Here is a 17,024-nt window from a genome sequence, read left to right on the forward strand (position 1 = left end):
TCAACTAGTACAGTAGCATACCATATTAATCTTAAATTAATAACGTCTTTGCCATTCCGCATTTGTCAGCACATTTGGCATTTTTCCCATAAAATTGTGGTAGAACATGTCGTAGGCAAGAACATTTTTGACATAAGAGCGCGTTTCCGCAAAAGGAATGCTCTCAATAAAGGCGACGGGATCGATATTTCCAGCGGTGTTAGCTAACCAACGTTCAACATTTGCAGGGCCGGCATTATAAGCGGCACTGGCAAGAATACGGTTATGACCAAAACGCTGATAGACCGATTCCAGATAAGCGGTGCCAATTTTAATATTCGTAATCGGGTTCATTAATTGATTGCTGCTGACATAACCCTGAATTCTCTCACTCTTCACGGTATGTTCGGCGGTTTTGGGCATGATCTGCATTAATCCACTGGCTCCTTTGGAAGAACGGGCCTGTGGGTTCCAGGCACTTTCCTGACGGGCAATTGCCATGGCATAACTTTGTGAAATATTTTTATCTGACGTGAAGTTTGCAAATTCATTTTGCCACGCCATCGGGAAACGCTCTTCAAGGTGGTCCCACATTTTTCCCGCAATGGTAGCTTGTACACTGAATGCGGGCCAGTGCTGCTCAAATGCATAACGAGCCAACTGTTCTTGTTTCACGCGATCTTGCGAAGAAACCAGGAGAAGCCATTCTGAGCGGGCCAAATTATCCATATTCCAATACAGCAACTCCCGGATACGTTGAATGGCTGGCATAGTGGCAATGGCACGATCGGGTCTTTCTGATTTATTGATGGTCAGGGGATAAGAAATATGTAATTTCTGGGCTGCCACCATGGGATAAAAACCACGATGTTCGGTCAGTTTACGTAATATCGCATTGCCTTCTGCGCTTTTTCTTTGATTGAGCAGAATAATCGCACGCCAATATTGCCACTCATCTTGTTGCAACGTTTTTTGCGGCAGCAACGAAATCCATCTTTCAAGCCCGGAGAGATCGCCATTCCTCAATGCCAGGCGGGCACGCCGTTCAATCAATTTGATAGAGTGTGAATCGCGAATGGTCTCATCCCGCCATTTTGCCTGCTCTGGTGTAATGTCTCCCATCAATTGCCATGCGACGATATCTTTTAATTGCTGTCGTTCGGCGTCATTCATCTTTTGTGAGCGAACAAGGGTAGGGATGCTGACTCTGGCAAATTCAGCATTTGTGCGGGCAAATCGGGAAAAGTTCGTTATGATAACCGAGCGGGTGAAGTCGGTTGGTGTGGCAGTTGTGGCAAATTGTTCAATGAATGCTGGATCATGTTGTAGTTTTAGTAAATTCGTACTCACGCTTTGATAACGCAATGGTAAGCGTTTGACAAGATAGGTAACAAGTGTGGTGTTATTGGTTTTCACCGCCAATTCGATACGCTGTAAAATTAAATTTGCAGACAGGTATCCGGCCCGATCCCATGCAGTGAGTAGTTTATCGCAACTATCAGGTAATGAGTTGTCATGGAGCCAAATTTCTTGGGCACCTTGCCAGGCGACTTGCTGGTGTCCTGTGGCCCATTGCGCAAAGTAATAATCACAGCGTTCTGCAACTGTATTTGGCGGATTGAGACTGAATGTCAGGATGCCGCTCCAGTCACCATTATTTGCCAGTACACTGATAAATCGAGATGCCAGTGAACGTGCGGGTGGCAAGGTAGGGTGCGTGTTAATAAAGTGCTGAACTTGCTGAGGCGTGGTCGTTGCCAGATCCTGAGATAATTGACGATATTCGAGATAGGGATACAGGGGATAATTTTTCAGCGTTGGCATCAGACGCGCCACTTCCTCCCTATTTTGGGCATCCCATGCCTGCTTTATTGCTTGATATCGTTGACGTTGGGCATCCAGAGAATCAGCATGTGCCGCTCCAGCAACAATAGAAACCATACTCACAGCCATGATGAAATGCCGCCACTTACTCATTGCCATATACCCCTTCGGAAGACTACTATCGGTGTCCAAATGCCCTGTGTCTAAATACTTTGCTCAGGTGCGTTGTCCAAGTGAATTATTAAGATGTTATGTAATTATAATCATATTATTGATGTGAGTTATTACAATTGTCATACCAAATGGAAAACGCTGGAAAAGTGTTATTTGATAAGAGGATAGGTAAAATACACTATCTAAACGCGATAAACGCAAATGATTTTTAAAATTTCTTGATTAATCAAAAGGTAAACTACATTGGCTCAATATGTTTATAGTATGCATCGGGTGGGAAAAGTTGTTCCTCCTAAAAGGCATATTCTGAAAAATATTTCTCTGAGTTTTTTCCCTGGAGCGAAAATCGGTGTTCTCGGTCTCAATGGTGCCGGTAAATCTACTTTACTGCGCATCATGGCGGGTATTGATAAAGATATTGAGGGAGAAGCGCGCCCACAACCGGGTATTAAAATCGGCTATCTGCCGCAAGAACCTAAGCTTAATCCTGAACATACTGTTCGTGAAGCTGTGGAAGAGGCTGTTAGCGAAGTGAAAAATGCGCTGACTCGCCTTGATGAAGTTTATGCGGCTTATGCTGATCCTGATGCGGATTTCGATAAGCTGGCAAAAGAACAAGGTGAGCTGGAAGCGATTATCCAATCTCATGACGGACACAATCTGGACAATCAGCTTGAACGAGCGGCTGATGCTTTGCGTCTGCCTGCATGGGAGGCGAAGATTGAACACTTGTCCGGTGGTGAACGCCGTCGTGTGGCAATTTGCCGTCTGTTATTGGAAAAACCAGACATGCTGCTGCTTGACGAACCCACAAACCACCTTGATGCTGAGTCTGTTGCATGGCTGGAACGCTTCCTGCACGGTTACGAAGGCACAGTGGTTGCGATCACCCACGACCGTTACTTCCTTGATAATGTTGCTGGTTGGATCCTGGAGCTTGACCGTGGTGAAGGTATTCCGTGGGAAGGCAACTACTCTTCATGGCTGGAACAAAAAGATGCACGTCTGGCACAGGAAGCTGCGTCAGAAGCGGCTCGCCGTAAATCCATTGAGAAAGAGCTTGAGTGGATCCGCCAAAATCCGAAAGGACGTCAGGCAAAAGGCAAGGCACGTTTAGCTCGCTTTGAAGAACTGAGTAGTGTTGACTACCAAAAGCGTAATGAAACCAGCGAATTGTTCATTCCGCCTGGCCCACGTTTGGGGGACAAGGTGCTGGAAGTCACCAATCTGACCAAATCTTACGGTGATCGCGTTCTGATCGACAATTTGAATTTCTCTTTGCCGAAAGGGGCGATTGTCGGGATCATCGGCCCGAACGGTGCGGGTAAATCAACGCTGTTCCGTATGTTGTCAGGACAAGAGCAGCCCGATTCTGGCTCAATGACACTGGGTGAGACGGTTAAATTGGCTTCTGTTGAGCAGTTCCGCGATAGCATGGATGACAGCAAAACCGTTTGGGAAGAGGTTTCTGGTGGTCAAGACATTATGCGTATCGGCAACTTTGAAATTCCGAGCCGTGCCTATGTTGGTCGCTTTAACTTCAAAGGCGTCGATCAAGGCAAGCGTGTTGGTGAATTATCTGGTGGTGAGCGTGGTCGTCTGCATTTAGCTAAACTGTTGCAAGTTGGCGGCAACATGTTGCTGCTTGACGAACCAACCAACGATTTAGACGTCGAAACGTTGCGCGCATTGGAAAACGCCCTGCTGGAATTCCCAGGCTGTGCGATGGTTATTTCCCATGACCGTTGGTTCCTTGACCGTATCGCAACACACATCATTGATTATCAGGATGAAGGCAAAGTCACCTTCTTTGAAGGAAACTTCAGCGAATACGAAGACTACAAGAAGCGGACTATGGGGGCGGAAGCACTGCAACCTCACCGCATCAAATATAAAAAGATCAGCAAGTAAGTCTGCCAGAAAAAACGGCCTGATATCAGGCCGTTTTTTTGTTGATGGTAACTAACGTGTTGTTATTGAGCTATTACGACACTAAAACGCGTCGTTCCAGTATGGATTCATAAGTCTTAGTTGCCTTTCCACTTGCTAAAGTGATAACGCTACCTGCATGTTGTATCAGGCGTTTATCCTGGGAGGCAATGACAACCGTACCTTTCCGTTCATGGGCAATAAATTTAAAGATATTAATGAACGTCTGAAATGCCTGATGATCTAAATTGCGAGTTGGGTCATCTGCAAATAAATATTCAGGTCTTCTGACTATGGCTTTCGCCATGGCTGCCAATTGTTTCTCGTTTTCAGACAGTTCCCCTGGATAATAACGGCTTTTATCGCCTAATTTCACAATATCCAGCGATTTTTGCGCGATTTTTTCGGCTTGCTCGCGAGCAAGCGTTAATCCATAAGCCATTGATAATAATAAGTTATCTAAGAGAGTGAGTTCACTAAATAAGTTGAAATCTTGGAAGATAAACCCACTATTTTCATGATGAAACTTTCCTAATTCCACATCATTCATTAGTTTCAACTTGTTATTATTAATTAATACATCTCCTTGATCTGGTTGTAACATACCCGATGCAATCGACAACACTGTACGGTTAGTCGATGCTTTCGGCCCTGTTATCAAAGTAATTTCACCTGGTATAATAGAAAATGTGATATTTGAAATCATTTCATGATTAACTGTAGCATCAGTTAAACCATATGAAATATTGATAACCTCAATCGATTTAAATTGATTCAAGTTCATATTCTCAACACAATTAGGTTAAAAGATTAAAACTTTATCCTTAAACATATGCTGTCTAAATTCATTCGTAATGATACTGATATCCCTACGGTATTGTACGAATAAAAATAGTCTATATGTGAAACATCTTCATCAAGGATATACTCATCTTATGTCAATTATTATTTACTATGACTATCTAATAAATGAGATGTTTCTTAGTCTTGGAATAAAAATCAATAATATTAATGAATTATGCTTAAGGTAACAATGAAAAAATAAAAATAGCATAAATTCTTCTATTTTTATTCCACTTTTATAATAAGGGAAAAGTCATTTTATATTTCGTTAATATTTTAATGTTACTTGTTATTACCTCCGTTATTGATAAAAACACGTAGAATATTTGTGGGTTTATTCGTAACTAATAAATTTTATATAAATAAATCAATAGACCTGTTCATTAAATGATTTATTTCCCTGTAATTCAAGTCAAAACAGTAAAATTAAAGTATCAAAAAATATTATTATCACAATTTATTTTATTACATTTGTTAAGATAACTAAAGTAAACATTTAACTCATTGTTAAGGTGAGGTAATTATAATAAGATAAAGATTACACTGAATAATAAATTACTATCAATTAACCTTGATAATAATATGAGTGTAATCTATTTTATATATAAAGGTTAGTTATTCCATTAACATCTGTTGCACTAATTCAACGCAATGTAGAAAACGTTGGTCATAATCCGGTGAATTGACACAAATATAATCGATATTATTTTTTTTCAACAAACTTTCAAGCAAATGGTGAAATTCTTTGCGATCTCGCTCGCTCCCCAAATTTCTTAAACCATCTGCAACCCACGGGGTGTTGTTTTCTAAAAGAATAACTAAATCAAAACGATACTCATCAATCATCGCCTGAACGAAAGGATGTTCTTTTCCTTCGTAGCGTTTGCAAAATGCCTGTGTTGTTACAAAATCAGTATCGATAAATGCGACCTTATTGGCATATTTAACAGAAAAATCAATGTATTGAGCATGGCCTAATGCAATTTTATCGTAATCTGAGTATTGTAAAGCCATTTCATCGCCTCCCAGATGGGAAAATACGTATTCGCGCCCATATTCCCATGCGCTGGTTGTGTTAAACATATTGGCCAGCTTATTCACTAATGTCGATTTTCCGCTCGATTCTCCGCCAAGAATAGCCACGGTACGTACAAAAAATGGCTTTACTTCTGTAGGGATATATTCCCAGTAACGGAAAGGAGCCTGACGGATTTGGCTACCGCTAATATTCATGAATGAGCGTTGTGGGTCGATAAGTACAGTTTCAACGCCGAAATATTCTTTATAACGAGGAACATCCTGTGCTTCGCTGGAATAGATATAATTAGGATTGATGTTTTTTGTTGCCAGAAACGAGTTAACACTTTGACTCCACGTTTCCCAGCCATTTGGGTAAGGTTCCATTCCTTGTTCATCAATTGCATGAATATGAATACTTTTCTGATACTTGAATGTTTGCAGCAACCATCTCAGACGGTCACTGACCGTCGGTTGTTGAGACATCGAACTGTTGATGAATAACTCACGATCACGCACTTCGTCATAGCAAAGAACAACATGTAACTCATCAACTTGACTGGATGCTCGTTGGATCAAATAAATATGTCCAGTATGTAATGGGTAAAATTTACCAAACACAACGCCGACCGTTTTCTTTTCCATGGGATATGCTAATCCTAGATATTGATGAAGAGAAGCCAGTTTCTGAGCACTGGGACTTTTTATTTTGGCATTAACCAGTTGGCTTAGATAGCCTTTGGTCATTCCGCTGGCATCAGCAACCTGCTGTAATGTATAACCTGCCTGTTTGATTGCCTCTTTCAAATAGTCAAATTGCGCCATAAAACCCCCTCTATGTTTAGTATACTAAACAAAGTAGCATATTTGTCGTGAAAGGTAAAAATAAAATAACCAAATGCTAAATTGATAGTTAAACAATAAAGAGGAATGATAATAGCGTTTGTTCAATTATTCTTGAACAAATTGTCTGCTTTATTCGTTATATAAATATTTACATAACTATTTGTGGTTTAAATTTAACCAGTATTTTGTGATCAATAAATAACAGCGTATGGTGAGAATAGGAAAGCATTAAATGATATATACTTGATAAACTTCAAGTTGCAATCCGCCAGACGACGCGAGGCCTTATATTTCCCTGCTGCGCGGGGAAATATAACACGCATCTTGAAGTTGAATTGGTATAGTGCTTAACTATTTGATTTTTTATTTAAGTAAGATGAATAAAAATATTTAGTCATGATTTTATTATCCGCCTCGTTTGATATGTGATGGCAGGCGAGAGAATATTCTGGCAAATTAGGAAAAATACTTAGATTGCTGTTTAATAGATTTCAAGCAGTAACTTGAAATCTATTGGCTATATGTACTCGATAAACGTCAAGTTGTAATCCGCAAGATGGCGCGAGGCCTTATATTTCCCCGCTATACGGGGAAATATAACACGCACCTTGAAATTGGATTGGTATAGTTCTAAAAAGAATAACAGATTGTGTATTAATCCAAATCATCCAGAACAGATAACGCATCGGCCAGCTTTTTGACACCAAATACTTTCATGTCAGGCAGTGATTTTTTCGGCATGTTAGCATGAGGAACAATAGCGCGTTTAAAACCGTGTTTAGCGGCTTCTGAAATGCGTTCTTGCCCACTAGGAACAGGGCGAATTTCTCCCGCCAACCCCACTTCTCCAAATACCACCAGATCACGGGGCAGAGGCCTGTCGCGGAAACTGGAAACCAAAGAGAGCAATAACGCCAGATCAGCACTCGTTTCCGTAACTTTTACCCCACCGACAACATTCACAAATACATCTTGATCAGACATTTGCAAACCGCCATGTCGGTGCAGAACGGCAAGCAAAATAGCCAGCCTGTTTTGTTCAAGCCCGACGGCTACACGGCGTGGGTTTGCCATCATGGAGTGATCTACCAATGCCTGAATTTCAACAAGCAACGGTCGCGTGCCTTCCCAGACAATCATAACCGAACTACCCGAGGTAATTTCATCGCCACGACTCAGGAAAATGGCGGAAGGATTACTGATTTCCCGTAGCCCCTGTTCGGTCATTGCAAATACACCTAGCTCATTAATAGCACCGAAGCGGTTTTTATGGCTGCGCAGGGTGCGGAAACGGGAATCAGCTTCACCATCCAACATGACAGAACAGTCTATACAGTGTTCGAGCACCTTGGGACCAGCCAAAGTGCCATCTTTGGTTACATGCCCAACCATAATAATGGCAACACCACGGGTTTTGGCAAACCGTGTCAGGTAGGCTGCGGTTTCCCTGACTTGTGCAACACTGCCTGGTGACGATTGAATATCAGCCATGTGCATGACCTGAATTGAATCAATCACCATCAGTTTAGGTTGTTCTTGCTCTGCAATCAGACAAATCTGCTCAATGCTGGTTTCCGATAACATATTCAGTTGATCTGTCGGCAAACCCAGCCGATATGCTCGCATCGCCACTTGTTGCAATGACTCTTCCCCTGTCACATACAGGGTTTTCATCTGGGTGGATAGCTGGCACATGGTTTGTAAAAGCAGAGTACTTTTCCCCGCGCCTGGGTTACCGCCAATCAAAATGGCGCTGCCGGGAACCACACCACCACCGAGCACCCGGTCAAACTCTATAAACCCGGTTGAAAAACGGGGCAGTTCTTCCAGGCTGATATCAGAGAGTTTCTGTACCTTACTGATCCCAGCGTCCCCAGCATAGCCACTAAAACGCTCATTGCGGGATGATGAAGCGGCGGCTAAACGCACTTCCGTAATGGTATTCCATGCGTGACATGCGGTACATTGCCCCTGCCAACGGGGATAATCCGCACCACATTCGTTACAGACAAATGCCCGTTTTGCTGCTTTTGCCACTTTGTACTTCCTCAATATAATACTTTTGTCAGCGTTCTTCGTGTTTCAAACCACCGCTCAATACACACAGGACGCCCATTAAATCTGCATGGCGGATAGCAACTTTGGCCTGAGTGTAAACTTTTGGTTTAGCATGATAGGCGATCCCCAACCCTGCCTTGCGGATCATTTTCAGATCATTGGCACCATCCCCAATAGCGACGGTTTGACTCAGAGGAATATTCAGGGCTTTTGCCAATCTTATCAGCGTGGTTGCCTTGTATTTGGCATCGACAATCGGCCCTTTGACTTTACCGGTCAGCTTGCCATTTTTTATCTCCAGTTGATTGGCGACTGCGGCAAAAAGGCGTAGCTGCTGGCGAAGATTGTCGGCAAAGAAAGTGAAACCACCGGAGGCAATAGCGACATGCCAATCCAATGATTGTAACTTGCGAACCAGACTGGTTAGCCCTGGCATAAGCGGAAGTGTTTCCATCACTTGCTGCAAGATTGAGGCATCGGCACCTGCCAATTGTGCTACTCGCTCGCGCAGACTTTCTGAAAAGTCCAGTTCGCCTTGCATCGCCCGCTCTGTGATTTCCGCCACTTTATCACCCACTCCGGCCAGGCGGGCAATTTCATCAATGCATTCAATCTGAATAGCGGTAGAATCCATATCCATCACCAATAAGCCAGGTGAGCGGAGGCGAGGGATCTGCCCCAAGGGAACGACATCCAAACGGCACTCATCTGCCTGCCGTTTAATGCGCGGCGAAAGGCTACCGGCAATACGGACAACCTGATAATCATCGATCCGCCATGAAGAGACCACCACAATGGCGGCGCCCAATCGGTGCTGGAACTCGCTGATACGCTGTTTATCCAAACCACGTCCATACAGCAACCAGCCGCTATCTCCTGCCCGGTAATCCAGAGGCATGACTTCATCACCACTGAGGGATAGGGGTAATCCGGGCCATTTATGGATCTCATCCGGTAAATAGCGATAGGCCAGATTATTAGACATGAACATTGACTCCTGTAATTCCATATAATTTGGTGCAGGCAAAAAACGCTTTTCAAACTATCCTATCATTACCGCATCTGGCAACATGTGCTTTCTGAACATGGGACGAGATAACGATGATAAAAACCAAGCTAAAAATTAGACTGCACAAGACGGCGATTATATTAATATGTATAGCTCTGCTGGTACTGCTGATGCAGGGAGTTTCCTATTTCAGCCGTTCTCAACAACAGGCGCATATGGATCAATTTGAAGATCTGGCGAAAACATTGGCAAAACAGGTCGCATTCAGCTTGTCTGATTATATGGAGAATGGTAGCAAAGATCTTAATAATAAAAAGATTATCGCTAACTTAGATTACTTAACGAGTAATAGCCGCATTTTGGATGCCAGTGTCTATCTGGAAAATGGCACACAGATAGCACGAAGGGGTGAACCGGTTTCTGTTCGTGAACGATTATCGTTGGAAGGCAAAAAATCCAGTAGTTATTTCAACCAACAAATTGTTGTGCCGATACCAGGAGAAAATCACCCAAAAGGTTTTCTTCGCCTGACACTGGATACACATCGATTGGCGACCGAGGCTAAACAGGTCGATAACACAACGAACTTACTTAGGATAATGCTCCTGCTCTCTTTGGCGATTGGGTTTATTCTGGCTCATAACTTGCTGAAACTGTCTCCTAGTCGCTGGCAACAATCCCCTTATCTGCTGACGGCCAATACTAAATCTTCTGATGAAGCAGAAAGTAAAGCACAAGATGATGATAACCAACGGTAATGTGACATTACCGTTGGTTATTGTGCGGATAACTTTCCTCATTATCAATGTTCTTTCCATAATACCGCTTGAAACAAATGGAATAGAGTACGCCGTGTAGAAGTGCAATCATGACTGCGCCATAAAACACAATCGGCTGATGAGCAACATTAATATGCACAATCGGAATATTGTCAAAACGAAAGATATACATATGAAAGGCCATCGCTGCGATTGCAAGTAAGATCCCCGCTGCGTTGTGGTGGATCCGATGTGACAGCAGGAGCCATTTTAAGGCGAAGAAAAAAGGAATAAGCATTAATAAAGAAATAACCACATAAACCATTATCATTTCCTTAAGTTTTTGTTTGGAATGTTGATGTAAGCAGATAGATTGAACGCTGTCATAAGCACGCTGCGTGTTTCAATTATCTATTTAATATACCTGTTATTTAACAATGTGAAGTAAGTCTATAACATGGTTTATACATAAATAGTAAACATAGTTATTATTAATTTTTTTGATTTTATTGATGAATTATTGTGTTTTATGGAGAGGATTTTATTCAGGTACATGGCCTGAACCCTGCTAAAGAACAGCGTTCAGGCTCATTGGGATGGAGAGATGAATCTATGGCGGGTGATTTTACTCACTAGAATTGATTGTAAGTATCGGGATTTGGGCCTATGCGCTTCCCGATGTCCAGTTCAGCCATGGCGGTTAAGTCTTCTTTTTCCAGTCTGAAATCAAATACATCAAAATTTTCTTTAATACGGGAAGGTGTAACCGATTTAGGAATGGCAATCATGCCGCAGTCAAGATGCCAACGAATCACAATCTGCGCTGGCGTTTTGCCGTATTTAAATGCCAGACGTTCAACCAATGAAGAATTAAAAACGCCTTTTCCGCCCCGTGATAACGGACTCCAAGACTCGGTTGTAATATAATGGGTAGCATTCCATGAGTGAAGTTGTCGCTGTTGTAGTAAGGGGTGCAGTTCAATTTGGTTGATGACGGGAACCATCCCCGTTTCCTGTATTATTTTTTGTAAGTGCTCGATATGAAAATTACAGACGCCAATACTGCGAGTCAGGCCGGCTTCTTTCAGTTCAATCAGTTGCTTCCATGCATCAACATAATGATCCTGTTCGGGTACTGGCCACTGAATGAGATAGAGATCAACATAATCTAACTGTAGTTTGCCCAGGCTTTCTTGTAATGCTGCACGAGCATCCAGGTGGCGATCATTCCAGAGCTTGGTGGTGATGAAAATTTCTTCGCGTGGGATATCAGTTTCTTTTAAGGCTTTTCCCACACCTTCTTCATTATGAAAAATGGTGGCTGTATCAATGGAGCGATAACCGACTTCTAATGCGGTATGGATAGACTTAACAACCTGCTCATTACTCGCTTTCCAAACGCCAAGCCCTAATTGTGGCATGTGATTCTCATCAGCGAGTTTAATAATTGTCTGCTGACCCATTATTACCTCCTTTAGGTTTGGAACTTTTTATGGCTGGAAGAGATCTGCCATCAAGCAGCTAATCTGAAAGATAAATTTCTACGCCCGAACTTTCCAGAAAACCGACGAGTGGCGTGGATAACTTTATTGATTCGTTTTTCTTTTAAACCCTCCGTAACCCCGCCCAATTCTGCCGTGTATTGGCATCCTGGGATGCCATTCAGCCTGTTATTTGTTTTTCTTTGCTGTTCCTTTCTTATAACGCCAATACATCAGCAGAGAAGCGGATAACCCACTGAACAACAGAATGACAGGCAAAATCACCAAAATATTCATGACCGTATCTTGATGTGCTTTAACGAAAGGGATCTGGTTTAAAATATAGCCAAAACCCACGATAATAATGACCCATAAGAAGCCACTTAACCAGTTAAAAAATTGAAAGCGTTTATTATTTAGACCAGAAATACCGGCAAATGTTGGCAGGAGAGTGCGCACAAATGCTAAAAAGCGTCCGATAAGCAGGGCAGACAGACCGTGTTTAGAGAATAATACATTGGCACGTTGGCGATATTGCAAGGGAAGTTGAGCCAGCCAGTTTTTGACAATACGGGTATGGCCGAGCCAGCGCCCCTGTAAATAACCCAGCCAACAACCCAGACTTGCCGCGATGGTGAGCAGAACTACCGTAGGGATGAAGTTCAAGACACCTTTGGCAATCAGGGCACCGGAAAGCACCAGCAGAGTATCGCCGGGCAAAAAGGCGGCTGGCAGTAGCCCGTTTTCCAACACTAGCGTGACAAAGAGGACGCCATAAATAACCCAGATGACATCTGGATTGGCCAGTTGGTTAAAATCATGATGCCAGAGTGCATGCACGATCTCGCTTAACGTTTCCATTGTTTATCCTGTGACTTTTGCGAGTAAAAATAATTAACAAACAGATCTGCCTCAGTGTACCGCAAAATGATGAGATAGGGGGGGATTTGAATCAGCATCAGGGAAACCGTGGCTATCTGTAAATACGCAGTAAAAGAGATAGCCACAATTAAAAGGTGAACGTTAACGAACTGCCAAACGAGCAAAACCGGCTTCCAGATCATCAATCAAGTCTTGTGGATTTTCCAGCCCGATATGGAGACGGAATAAGGTGCCCGCTTTTTGCGGCGAAGGGTATTGACGCAGTCGTTGCAGCATTTCTGGTTGAATGCCCAAAATCAATGACTCAAAACCTCCCCACGAAAAGGCCATCTTAAAATGATTCAGGTTATCGAGATAATCAGCAAATTGTTGGTGTGTCAGCTGGGTATTCAGGAGAAAAGAAAATAGCCCACAGGAACCAGTAAAATCACGTTGAAAGAACTGATGCCCCGGGCAAGAAGGCAGGGCAGGGTGATAAACCTCGGCAACCTCCGGCCGCTGCACAAGCCATTTGGCAATTCTGATACTGTTTTCTTCGTGTTGTTTTAAACGAATCGCTAACGTTCGCAGCCCTCGGTTTGCCATATACACGGTATCGGGATCGGCGATTTGCCCTAGCAAGTAAGATCCTTCTCTAAGCGTTTCCCAACATCGTGCATTGGCGACGGCCGTGCCCAGCATCCCGTCTGAATGACCGATAATATATTTGGTGGCGGATTGGATGGAAATATCGATGCCAAACTCCAGCGCCTTAAACAGTACGCCTGCCGCCCATGTATTATCGATGATAATGACAATCTCAGAATTGACTTGTCGAATAGCACGCACAATAGCAGGAATATCTTGCACTTCCATCGTCAGGGAGCCGGGTGATTCAAGAAAGATAACTTTGGTATTAGGTTGAATCCGCGCAGCAATGTTTTCTCCGATCATGGGGTCAAAATAATCGGTGGAAACCCCCATTTTTTTCAGAACATGATGGCAAAATTCCTGTGTAGGTTCATAGGCAGTCCCTGTCATTAAAACATGATCACCGGTTGCCACAAATGCCAGAATTGAATGAGTAATAGCGGCCGTACCGGAAGGATAGAGTGCACAACCGGCCCCCCCTTCCAGTTCAGCCATCGCGGCCTGGAAAGAGAAATGGGTCAGTGTGCCACGGCGCCCATAAAATAATTCACCCCTAGCCCGGTTTTTCAAGGCGTGTTCTAAATCTTCAACAGTATCGAAAATGACAGATGAAGTGCGTTGAATCAGGGGATTAACGGCACTTTGCGTATATCTTTTTTGTCGCCCTGCACTAACCAATAAGGTTTCGAGTTTTTTTTCTGTCATGGCATCATTCCCCAAGTTATTTCCTGCCTGTCTCTAAATAGAATCGTGCAAATAATGATTAGCAAGTTAAAAGATTTGGGGTGTTTTACCAAAGAGATTCGAGTAACTTGACGAAAATTCACGGTGAGCGGGTGAGGGTAAATCAGGATCGATTAATGAAAGAACATCATTAAGTGGTACTTTTTTATTAAATAGTAATGATAATTACTATCAAATCGCCAAATGTCTGATATCATTTGTCGCGGACTTTTTCCTCTTTCGAGGTAAGAGGTATGGTTCAGGGTTCAAACGAAACCCGCATCTTCCTGAATTTACCTTGCAGTGCCGTTATCAGGCTGCAAGAGGGCGAAGATACAGGGTTAAAAGGTGGGCCATGACGCAGGACATATTAGGATTAGCAAGATGAGTAAACGCGATTCACTGCTAAGTAACAGAATCTATAAGAAAGAGAGTAAGGCTAACTGATGCGTAATTTGACAGCTTCTATTCTATTGGCACTCGGATTAACAAGTTCAGCATGGGCTGACACCACGCCAGCCACACCAGAAAATCAGTCCGCTGCTCAGGTAGCCGCTTCTCCGGCAGCACCAGCATCTTCCGCAGCACCACAAGCGGCTGAACCAACAACTGATGCACCAACAACCGCAGATGCGCCAATTGTGGCAGCGGATACAGCGGAAAATGTAACCGTGACAGAAACCGTGACGACTGAAACCGTTGCGGCACCTAGTGAAGACGTTTCTGGCAACCCGTCCGGCGGCTTTGCAACGGATTTATCTGTTTGGAGCATGTACCAAAACGCAGATGCAGTAGTAAAAACCGTCATGGTGGGGTTGGTGGTTGCTTCTGTCATCACATGGGCGCTGCTGTTCTCCAAAGGGGCTGAACTTTTAATGGCCCGCCGCCGTTTGTGCAAGGAGCAATTGGCTTTGGTTGACGTTGCCAATCTGGATGCGGCAGTGAAGATTGCAACAGATTTTGGCAATCGCAGCGTCAGTCGTCTGTTGTTGAGTGAAGCACAGTCAGAGCGCACCCTGTCTGCTGACAGCATTGACAAGGTTGGAATTAAAGAGCGAACTTCGTTCCGTATGGAACGTGCCGTCGCAGCAATTAGTCGCCATATGGGGCGGGGTAACGGTTATCTGGCGACCATTGGTGCAATTTCTCCATTTGTGGGGCTGTTTGGTACTGTTTGGGGGATCATGAACAGTTTTATCGGCATCGCGCATTCACAAACGACTAACCTGGCTGTGGTTGCACCAGGGATTGCGGAAGCCCTGTTAGCGACAGCATTGGGGCTGGTGGCAGCGATCCCTGCGGTAGTGATTTATAACGTTTTTGCCCGCGTTATTTCGTCATACCGTGGTCAGGTGGGTGACATGGCCGCTAAAGCAATCCTATTGCTGGGGCGTGATCTTGATCTGGTTGAAAGCAAAGCAGAAAAAACAGAAGCAAGGTAATAAATTATGGCAATGCGTCTTAATGAAGATTTGGACGATAACGGTGAACTGCATGAAATTAACGTCACGCCGTTTATTGACGTGATGTTAGTACTGCTGATTATTTTCATGGTGGCAGCACCATTGGCAACGGTAGATATCAAAGTTGATTTGCCGGCATCAACCGCTAAACCGCAACCACGACCAGAAAAACCGGTATTTTTGACGGTGAAAGCAGATAAGCAGTTGTATGTGGGAGAGCAAGCCATTGATCGTGATAACTTGTCTTTGGTATTGGATCAAACCACGCAGTCCAACAAAGACACGACAATTTTCTTCCAGGCTGATAAAACCGTGGATTATGAAACCCTGATGAGCGTCATGGATTCTCTACGTAAAGCGGGTTATCTCAAAGTGGGATTAGTGGGGATGGAATCCGTTTCTGCGCAATAACTTTTCTAAGATGCCCCAAAATATGAACTGCCCGAATCACTAATCGGGCAGTTTTAAGTAATCACTCTCATATTTTCTCTTTTATCCCGAATGGCTGCATATTTCGATTAATGTCTTTATATTTGATTATGTATCTCAATTGAGCTACGGTATGTTTATTGATCAACATAGGGGATTCAACATGGCTGCAAATGCATTTGTTCGTGCTCGTATAGATGAAACACTAAAAAATGAAGCTGCTGAAGTACTGGCTAGCATGGGTTTAACGGTATCTGACTTAATCAGAATGACTTTGACCAAAGTAGCCAAAGAGAAGGCGTTACCGTTCGATATGCGTATTCCTAACGCACTGACTGCAAAAACCATTGCTGATAGTGAAAACGGTATAAATATCCATAAAGCGAAAGATGTTGACGATCTATTTGACAAATTGGGCATTTAATGAACCATGAAGCAGCGGGAAATTGAATACTCAAGCCAATTTCAACGAGATTTGAAACTGGCTCAAAAACGCCATAAGGATATGAGCAAGTTGAAAGATCTAATGAAACTCTTAATTAACAATGAGCTACCTTTACCAACTATATACAAAGATCATCCCCTGCAAGGGAATTACAAAGGCTACAGGGATGCTCACATAGAGCCTGATTGGATACTTATTTACAAAATTACTGATAATCTGATTAGATTTGAGAGAACAGGAACGCACTCCGATCTATTCTAATTGGAACTGCCCGAATCACTAATCGGGCAGTTTTGGGAAAGCACTAATATTGATCCTTCCAGTCAAAAGGCAATATAGCTAAATCATACCAATATGGCATAATATCCCAATCCAATATGACAAGGCATAAAGTGAAATGGGTTACAGTCTAGATTTTCGAAAAAGAGTCCTGGCATACAAAGATAAACATTCGTTGACTTTCGAGCAAACGAGTGTCCATTTTGAGATTTCTATTCGTACCCTGTTCCGGTGGAGCCATAAAATAGAACCTTG

General features: G+C 43.2%; 15 protein-coding genes and 1 pseudogene. 7 read left to right on the plus strand and 9 right to left on the minus strand.

Going from position 1 to position 17,024, the window contains the following annotated elements:
- Nucleotides 1–36: 36 nt before the first annotated feature.
- Complete coding sequence (sltY, locus tag AAY47_RS02910; protein WP_047766744.1) at nucleotides 37–1,956, minus strand: murein transglycosylase; 1,920 nt, start codon at nucleotides 1,954–1,956, stop codon at nucleotides 37–39.
- Between the two features lie 264 nt (nucleotides 1,957–2,220).
- Between sltY and ettA the strand changes: the two genes are divergently transcribed.
- Nucleotides 2,221–3,888, plus strand: coding sequence for an energy-dependent translational throttle protein EttA (gene ettA, locus AAY47_RS02915; RefSeq protein ID WP_072059729.1), 1,668 nt, complete (start codon nucleotides 2,221–2,223; stop codon nucleotides 3,886–3,888).
- A 73-nt stretch (nucleotides 3,889–3,961) separates the two neighbouring features.
- Here ettA and AAY47_RS02920 read toward each other — a convergent pair whose 3' ends face one another.
- The 4 genes from AAY47_RS02920 to serB form a co-directional block, all read right to left on the minus strand.
- Nucleotides 3,962–4,690, minus strand: coding sequence for an ATP-binding cassette domain-containing protein (locus AAY47_RS02920; RefSeq protein ID WP_047766746.1), 729 nt, complete (start codon nucleotides 4,688–4,690; stop codon nucleotides 3,962–3,964).
- A gap of 674 nt (nucleotides 4,691–5,364) precedes the next feature.
- Complete coding sequence (gene nadR, locus AAY47_RS02925) at nucleotides 5,365–6,591, minus strand: multifunctional transcriptional regulator/nicotinamide-nucleotide adenylyltransferase/ribosylnicotinamide kinase NadR (protein ID WP_047766747.1); 1,227 nt, start codon at nucleotides 6,589–6,591, stop codon at nucleotides 5,365–5,367.
- 675 nt (nucleotides 6,592–7,266) lie between these two features.
- The gene (gene radA, locus AAY47_RS02930; protein ID WP_047766748.1) at nucleotides 7,267–8,649 is read right to left on the minus strand and encodes a DNA repair protein RadA; all 1,383 of its coding nucleotides are present in this window, start codon (nucleotides 8,647–8,649) and stop codon (nucleotides 7,267–7,269) included.
- Nucleotides 8,650–8,677: 28 nt separating this feature from the next.
- A complete protein-coding gene (gene serB, locus AAY47_RS02935) occupies nucleotides 8,678–9,655 on the minus strand; it encodes a phosphoserine phosphatase (RefSeq protein ID WP_047766749.1) in 978 nt (325 codons plus the stop codon).
- A gap of 116 nt (nucleotides 9,656–9,771) precedes the next feature.
- Here serB and AAY47_RS02940 point away from each other — a divergent pair, with 116 nt between their 5' ends.
- Nucleotides 9,772–10,437 carry a YtjB family periplasmic protein gene (locus AAY47_RS02940; protein ID WP_047766750.1) on the plus strand — a complete coding sequence of 222 codons (666 nt, stop codon included), beginning with the start codon at nucleotides 9,772–9,774 and terminating at the stop codon, nucleotides 10,435–10,437.
- Between the two features lie 7 nt (nucleotides 10,438–10,444).
- Here AAY47_RS02940 and AAY47_RS02945 read toward each other — a convergent pair whose 3' ends face one another.
- From AAY47_RS02945 to metC, 4 genes are all read right to left on the minus strand, one after another.
- Nucleotides 10,445–10,762, minus strand: a complete 318-nt coding sequence (locus tag AAY47_RS02945; RefSeq protein ID WP_047766751.1) for a hypothetical protein — start codon at nucleotides 10,760–10,762, stop codon at nucleotides 10,445–10,447.
- Between the two features lie 307 nt (nucleotides 10,763–11,069).
- Nucleotides 11,070–11,900, minus strand: coding sequence for a 2,5-didehydrogluconate reductase DkgA (dkgA, locus tag AAY47_RS02950; RefSeq protein ID WP_047766752.1), 831 nt, complete (start codon nucleotides 11,898–11,900; stop codon nucleotides 11,070–11,072).
- 207 nt (nucleotides 11,901–12,107) lie between these two features.
- A complete protein-coding gene (locus tag AAY47_RS02955) occupies nucleotides 12,108–12,779 on the minus strand; it encodes a DedA family protein (protein WP_047766753.1) in 672 nt (223 codons plus the stop codon).
- Nucleotides 12,780–12,941: 162 nt separating this feature from the next.
- Nucleotides 12,942–14,135, minus strand: coding sequence for a cystathionine beta-lyase (gene metC, locus AAY47_RS02960; RefSeq protein WP_047766764.1), 1,194 nt, complete (start codon nucleotides 14,133–14,135; stop codon nucleotides 12,942–12,944).
- Between the two features lie 464 nt (nucleotides 14,136–14,599).
- On the opposite strand from metC, the gene exbB reads away from it, so the two are divergent.
- The 5 genes and pseudogenes from exbB to AAY47_RS23135 all read left to right on the plus strand — a co-directional run.
- Entirely contained in the window at nucleotides 14,600–15,595 is a 996-nt protein-coding gene (exbB, locus tag AAY47_RS02965) for a tonB-system energizer ExbB (RefSeq protein ID WP_047766754.1), read from the plus strand.
- Between the two features lie 6 nt (nucleotides 15,596–15,601).
- Nucleotides 15,602–16,027 (plus strand): TonB system transport protein ExbD, encoded by a 426-nt coding sequence (exbD, locus tag AAY47_RS02970; protein WP_047766755.1) that lies wholly within the window; start codon nucleotides 15,602–15,604, stop codon nucleotides 16,025–16,027.
- 181 nt (nucleotides 16,028–16,208) lie between these two features.
- Entirely contained in the window at nucleotides 16,209–16,469 is a 261-nt protein-coding gene (locus tag AAY47_RS02975) for a type II toxin-antitoxin system RelB/DinJ family antitoxin (RefSeq protein ID WP_047766756.1), read from the plus strand.
- Nucleotides 16,470–16,475: 6 nt separating this feature from the next.
- Nucleotides 16,476–16,751, plus strand: coding sequence for a type II toxin-antitoxin system mRNA interferase toxin, RelE/StbE family (locus tag AAY47_RS02980; protein WP_047766757.1), 276 nt, complete (start codon nucleotides 16,476–16,478; stop codon nucleotides 16,749–16,751).
- Between the two features lie 136 nt (nucleotides 16,752–16,887).
- A pseudogene (locus tag AAY47_RS23135) lies at nucleotides 16,888–17,024 on the plus strand (transposase); the annotation flags it as partial.

The sequence above is a fragment of the Xenorhabdus griffiniae genome (genome assembly GCF_001028135.1).
Taxonomy (GTDB): domain Bacteria; phylum Pseudomonadota; class Gammaproteobacteria; order Enterobacterales; family Enterobacteriaceae; genus Xenorhabdus; species Xenorhabdus bakwenae.

What these genes read in the sequence shown, in the direction of transcription:
- exbD (WP_047766755.1), top strand. Translation starts at nt 15,602, where the DNA reads ATGGCAATGCGTCTTAATGAAGATTTGGACGATAACGGTGAACTGCAT.
- sltY (WP_047766744.1), bottom strand. Translation starts at nt 1,956, where the DNA reads ATGAGTAAGTGGCGGCATTTCATCATGGCTGTGAGTATGGTTTCTATT.
- nadR (WP_047766747.1), bottom strand. Translation starts at nt 6,591, where the DNA reads ATGGCGCAATTTGACTATTTGAAAGAGGCAATCAAACAGGCAGGTTAT.
- AAY47_RS02975 (WP_047766756.1), top strand. Translation starts at nt 16,209, where the DNA reads ATGGCTGCAAATGCATTTGTTCGTGCTCGTATAGATGAAACACTAAAA.
- dkgA (WP_047766752.1), bottom strand. Translation starts at nt 11,900, where the DNA reads ATGGGTCAGCAGACAATTATTAAACTCGCTGATGAGAATCACATGCCA.
- AAY47_RS02955 (WP_047766753.1), bottom strand. Translation starts at nt 12,779, where the DNA reads ATGGAAACGTTAAGCGAGATCGTGCATGCACTCTGGCATCATGATTTT.
- exbB (WP_047766754.1), top strand. Translation starts at nt 14,600, where the DNA reads ATGCGTAATTTGACAGCTTCTATTCTATTGGCACTCGGATTAACAAGT.
- serB (WP_047766749.1), bottom strand. Translation starts at nt 9,655, where the DNA reads ATGTCTAATAATCTGGCCTATCGCTATTTACCGGATGAGATCCATAAA.
- AAY47_RS02940 (WP_047766750.1), top strand. Translation starts at nt 9,772, where the DNA reads ATGATAAAAACCAAGCTAAAAATTAGACTGCACAAGACGGCGATTATA.
- metC (WP_047766764.1), bottom strand. Translation starts at nt 14,135, where the DNA reads ATGACAGAAAAAAAACTCGAAACCTTATTGGTTAGTGCAGGGCGACAA.
- AAY47_RS02945 (WP_047766751.1), bottom strand. Translation starts at nt 10,762, where the DNA reads ATGGTTTATGTGGTTATTTCTTTATTAATGCTTATTCCTTTTTTCTTC.
- AAY47_RS02920 (WP_047766746.1), bottom strand. Translation starts at nt 4,690, where the DNA reads ATGAACTTGAATCAATTTAAATCGATTGAGGTTATCAATATTTCATAT.
- AAY47_RS02980 (WP_047766757.1), top strand. Translation starts at nt 16,476, where the DNA reads ATGAAGCAGCGGGAAATTGAATACTCAAGCCAATTTCAACGAGATTTG.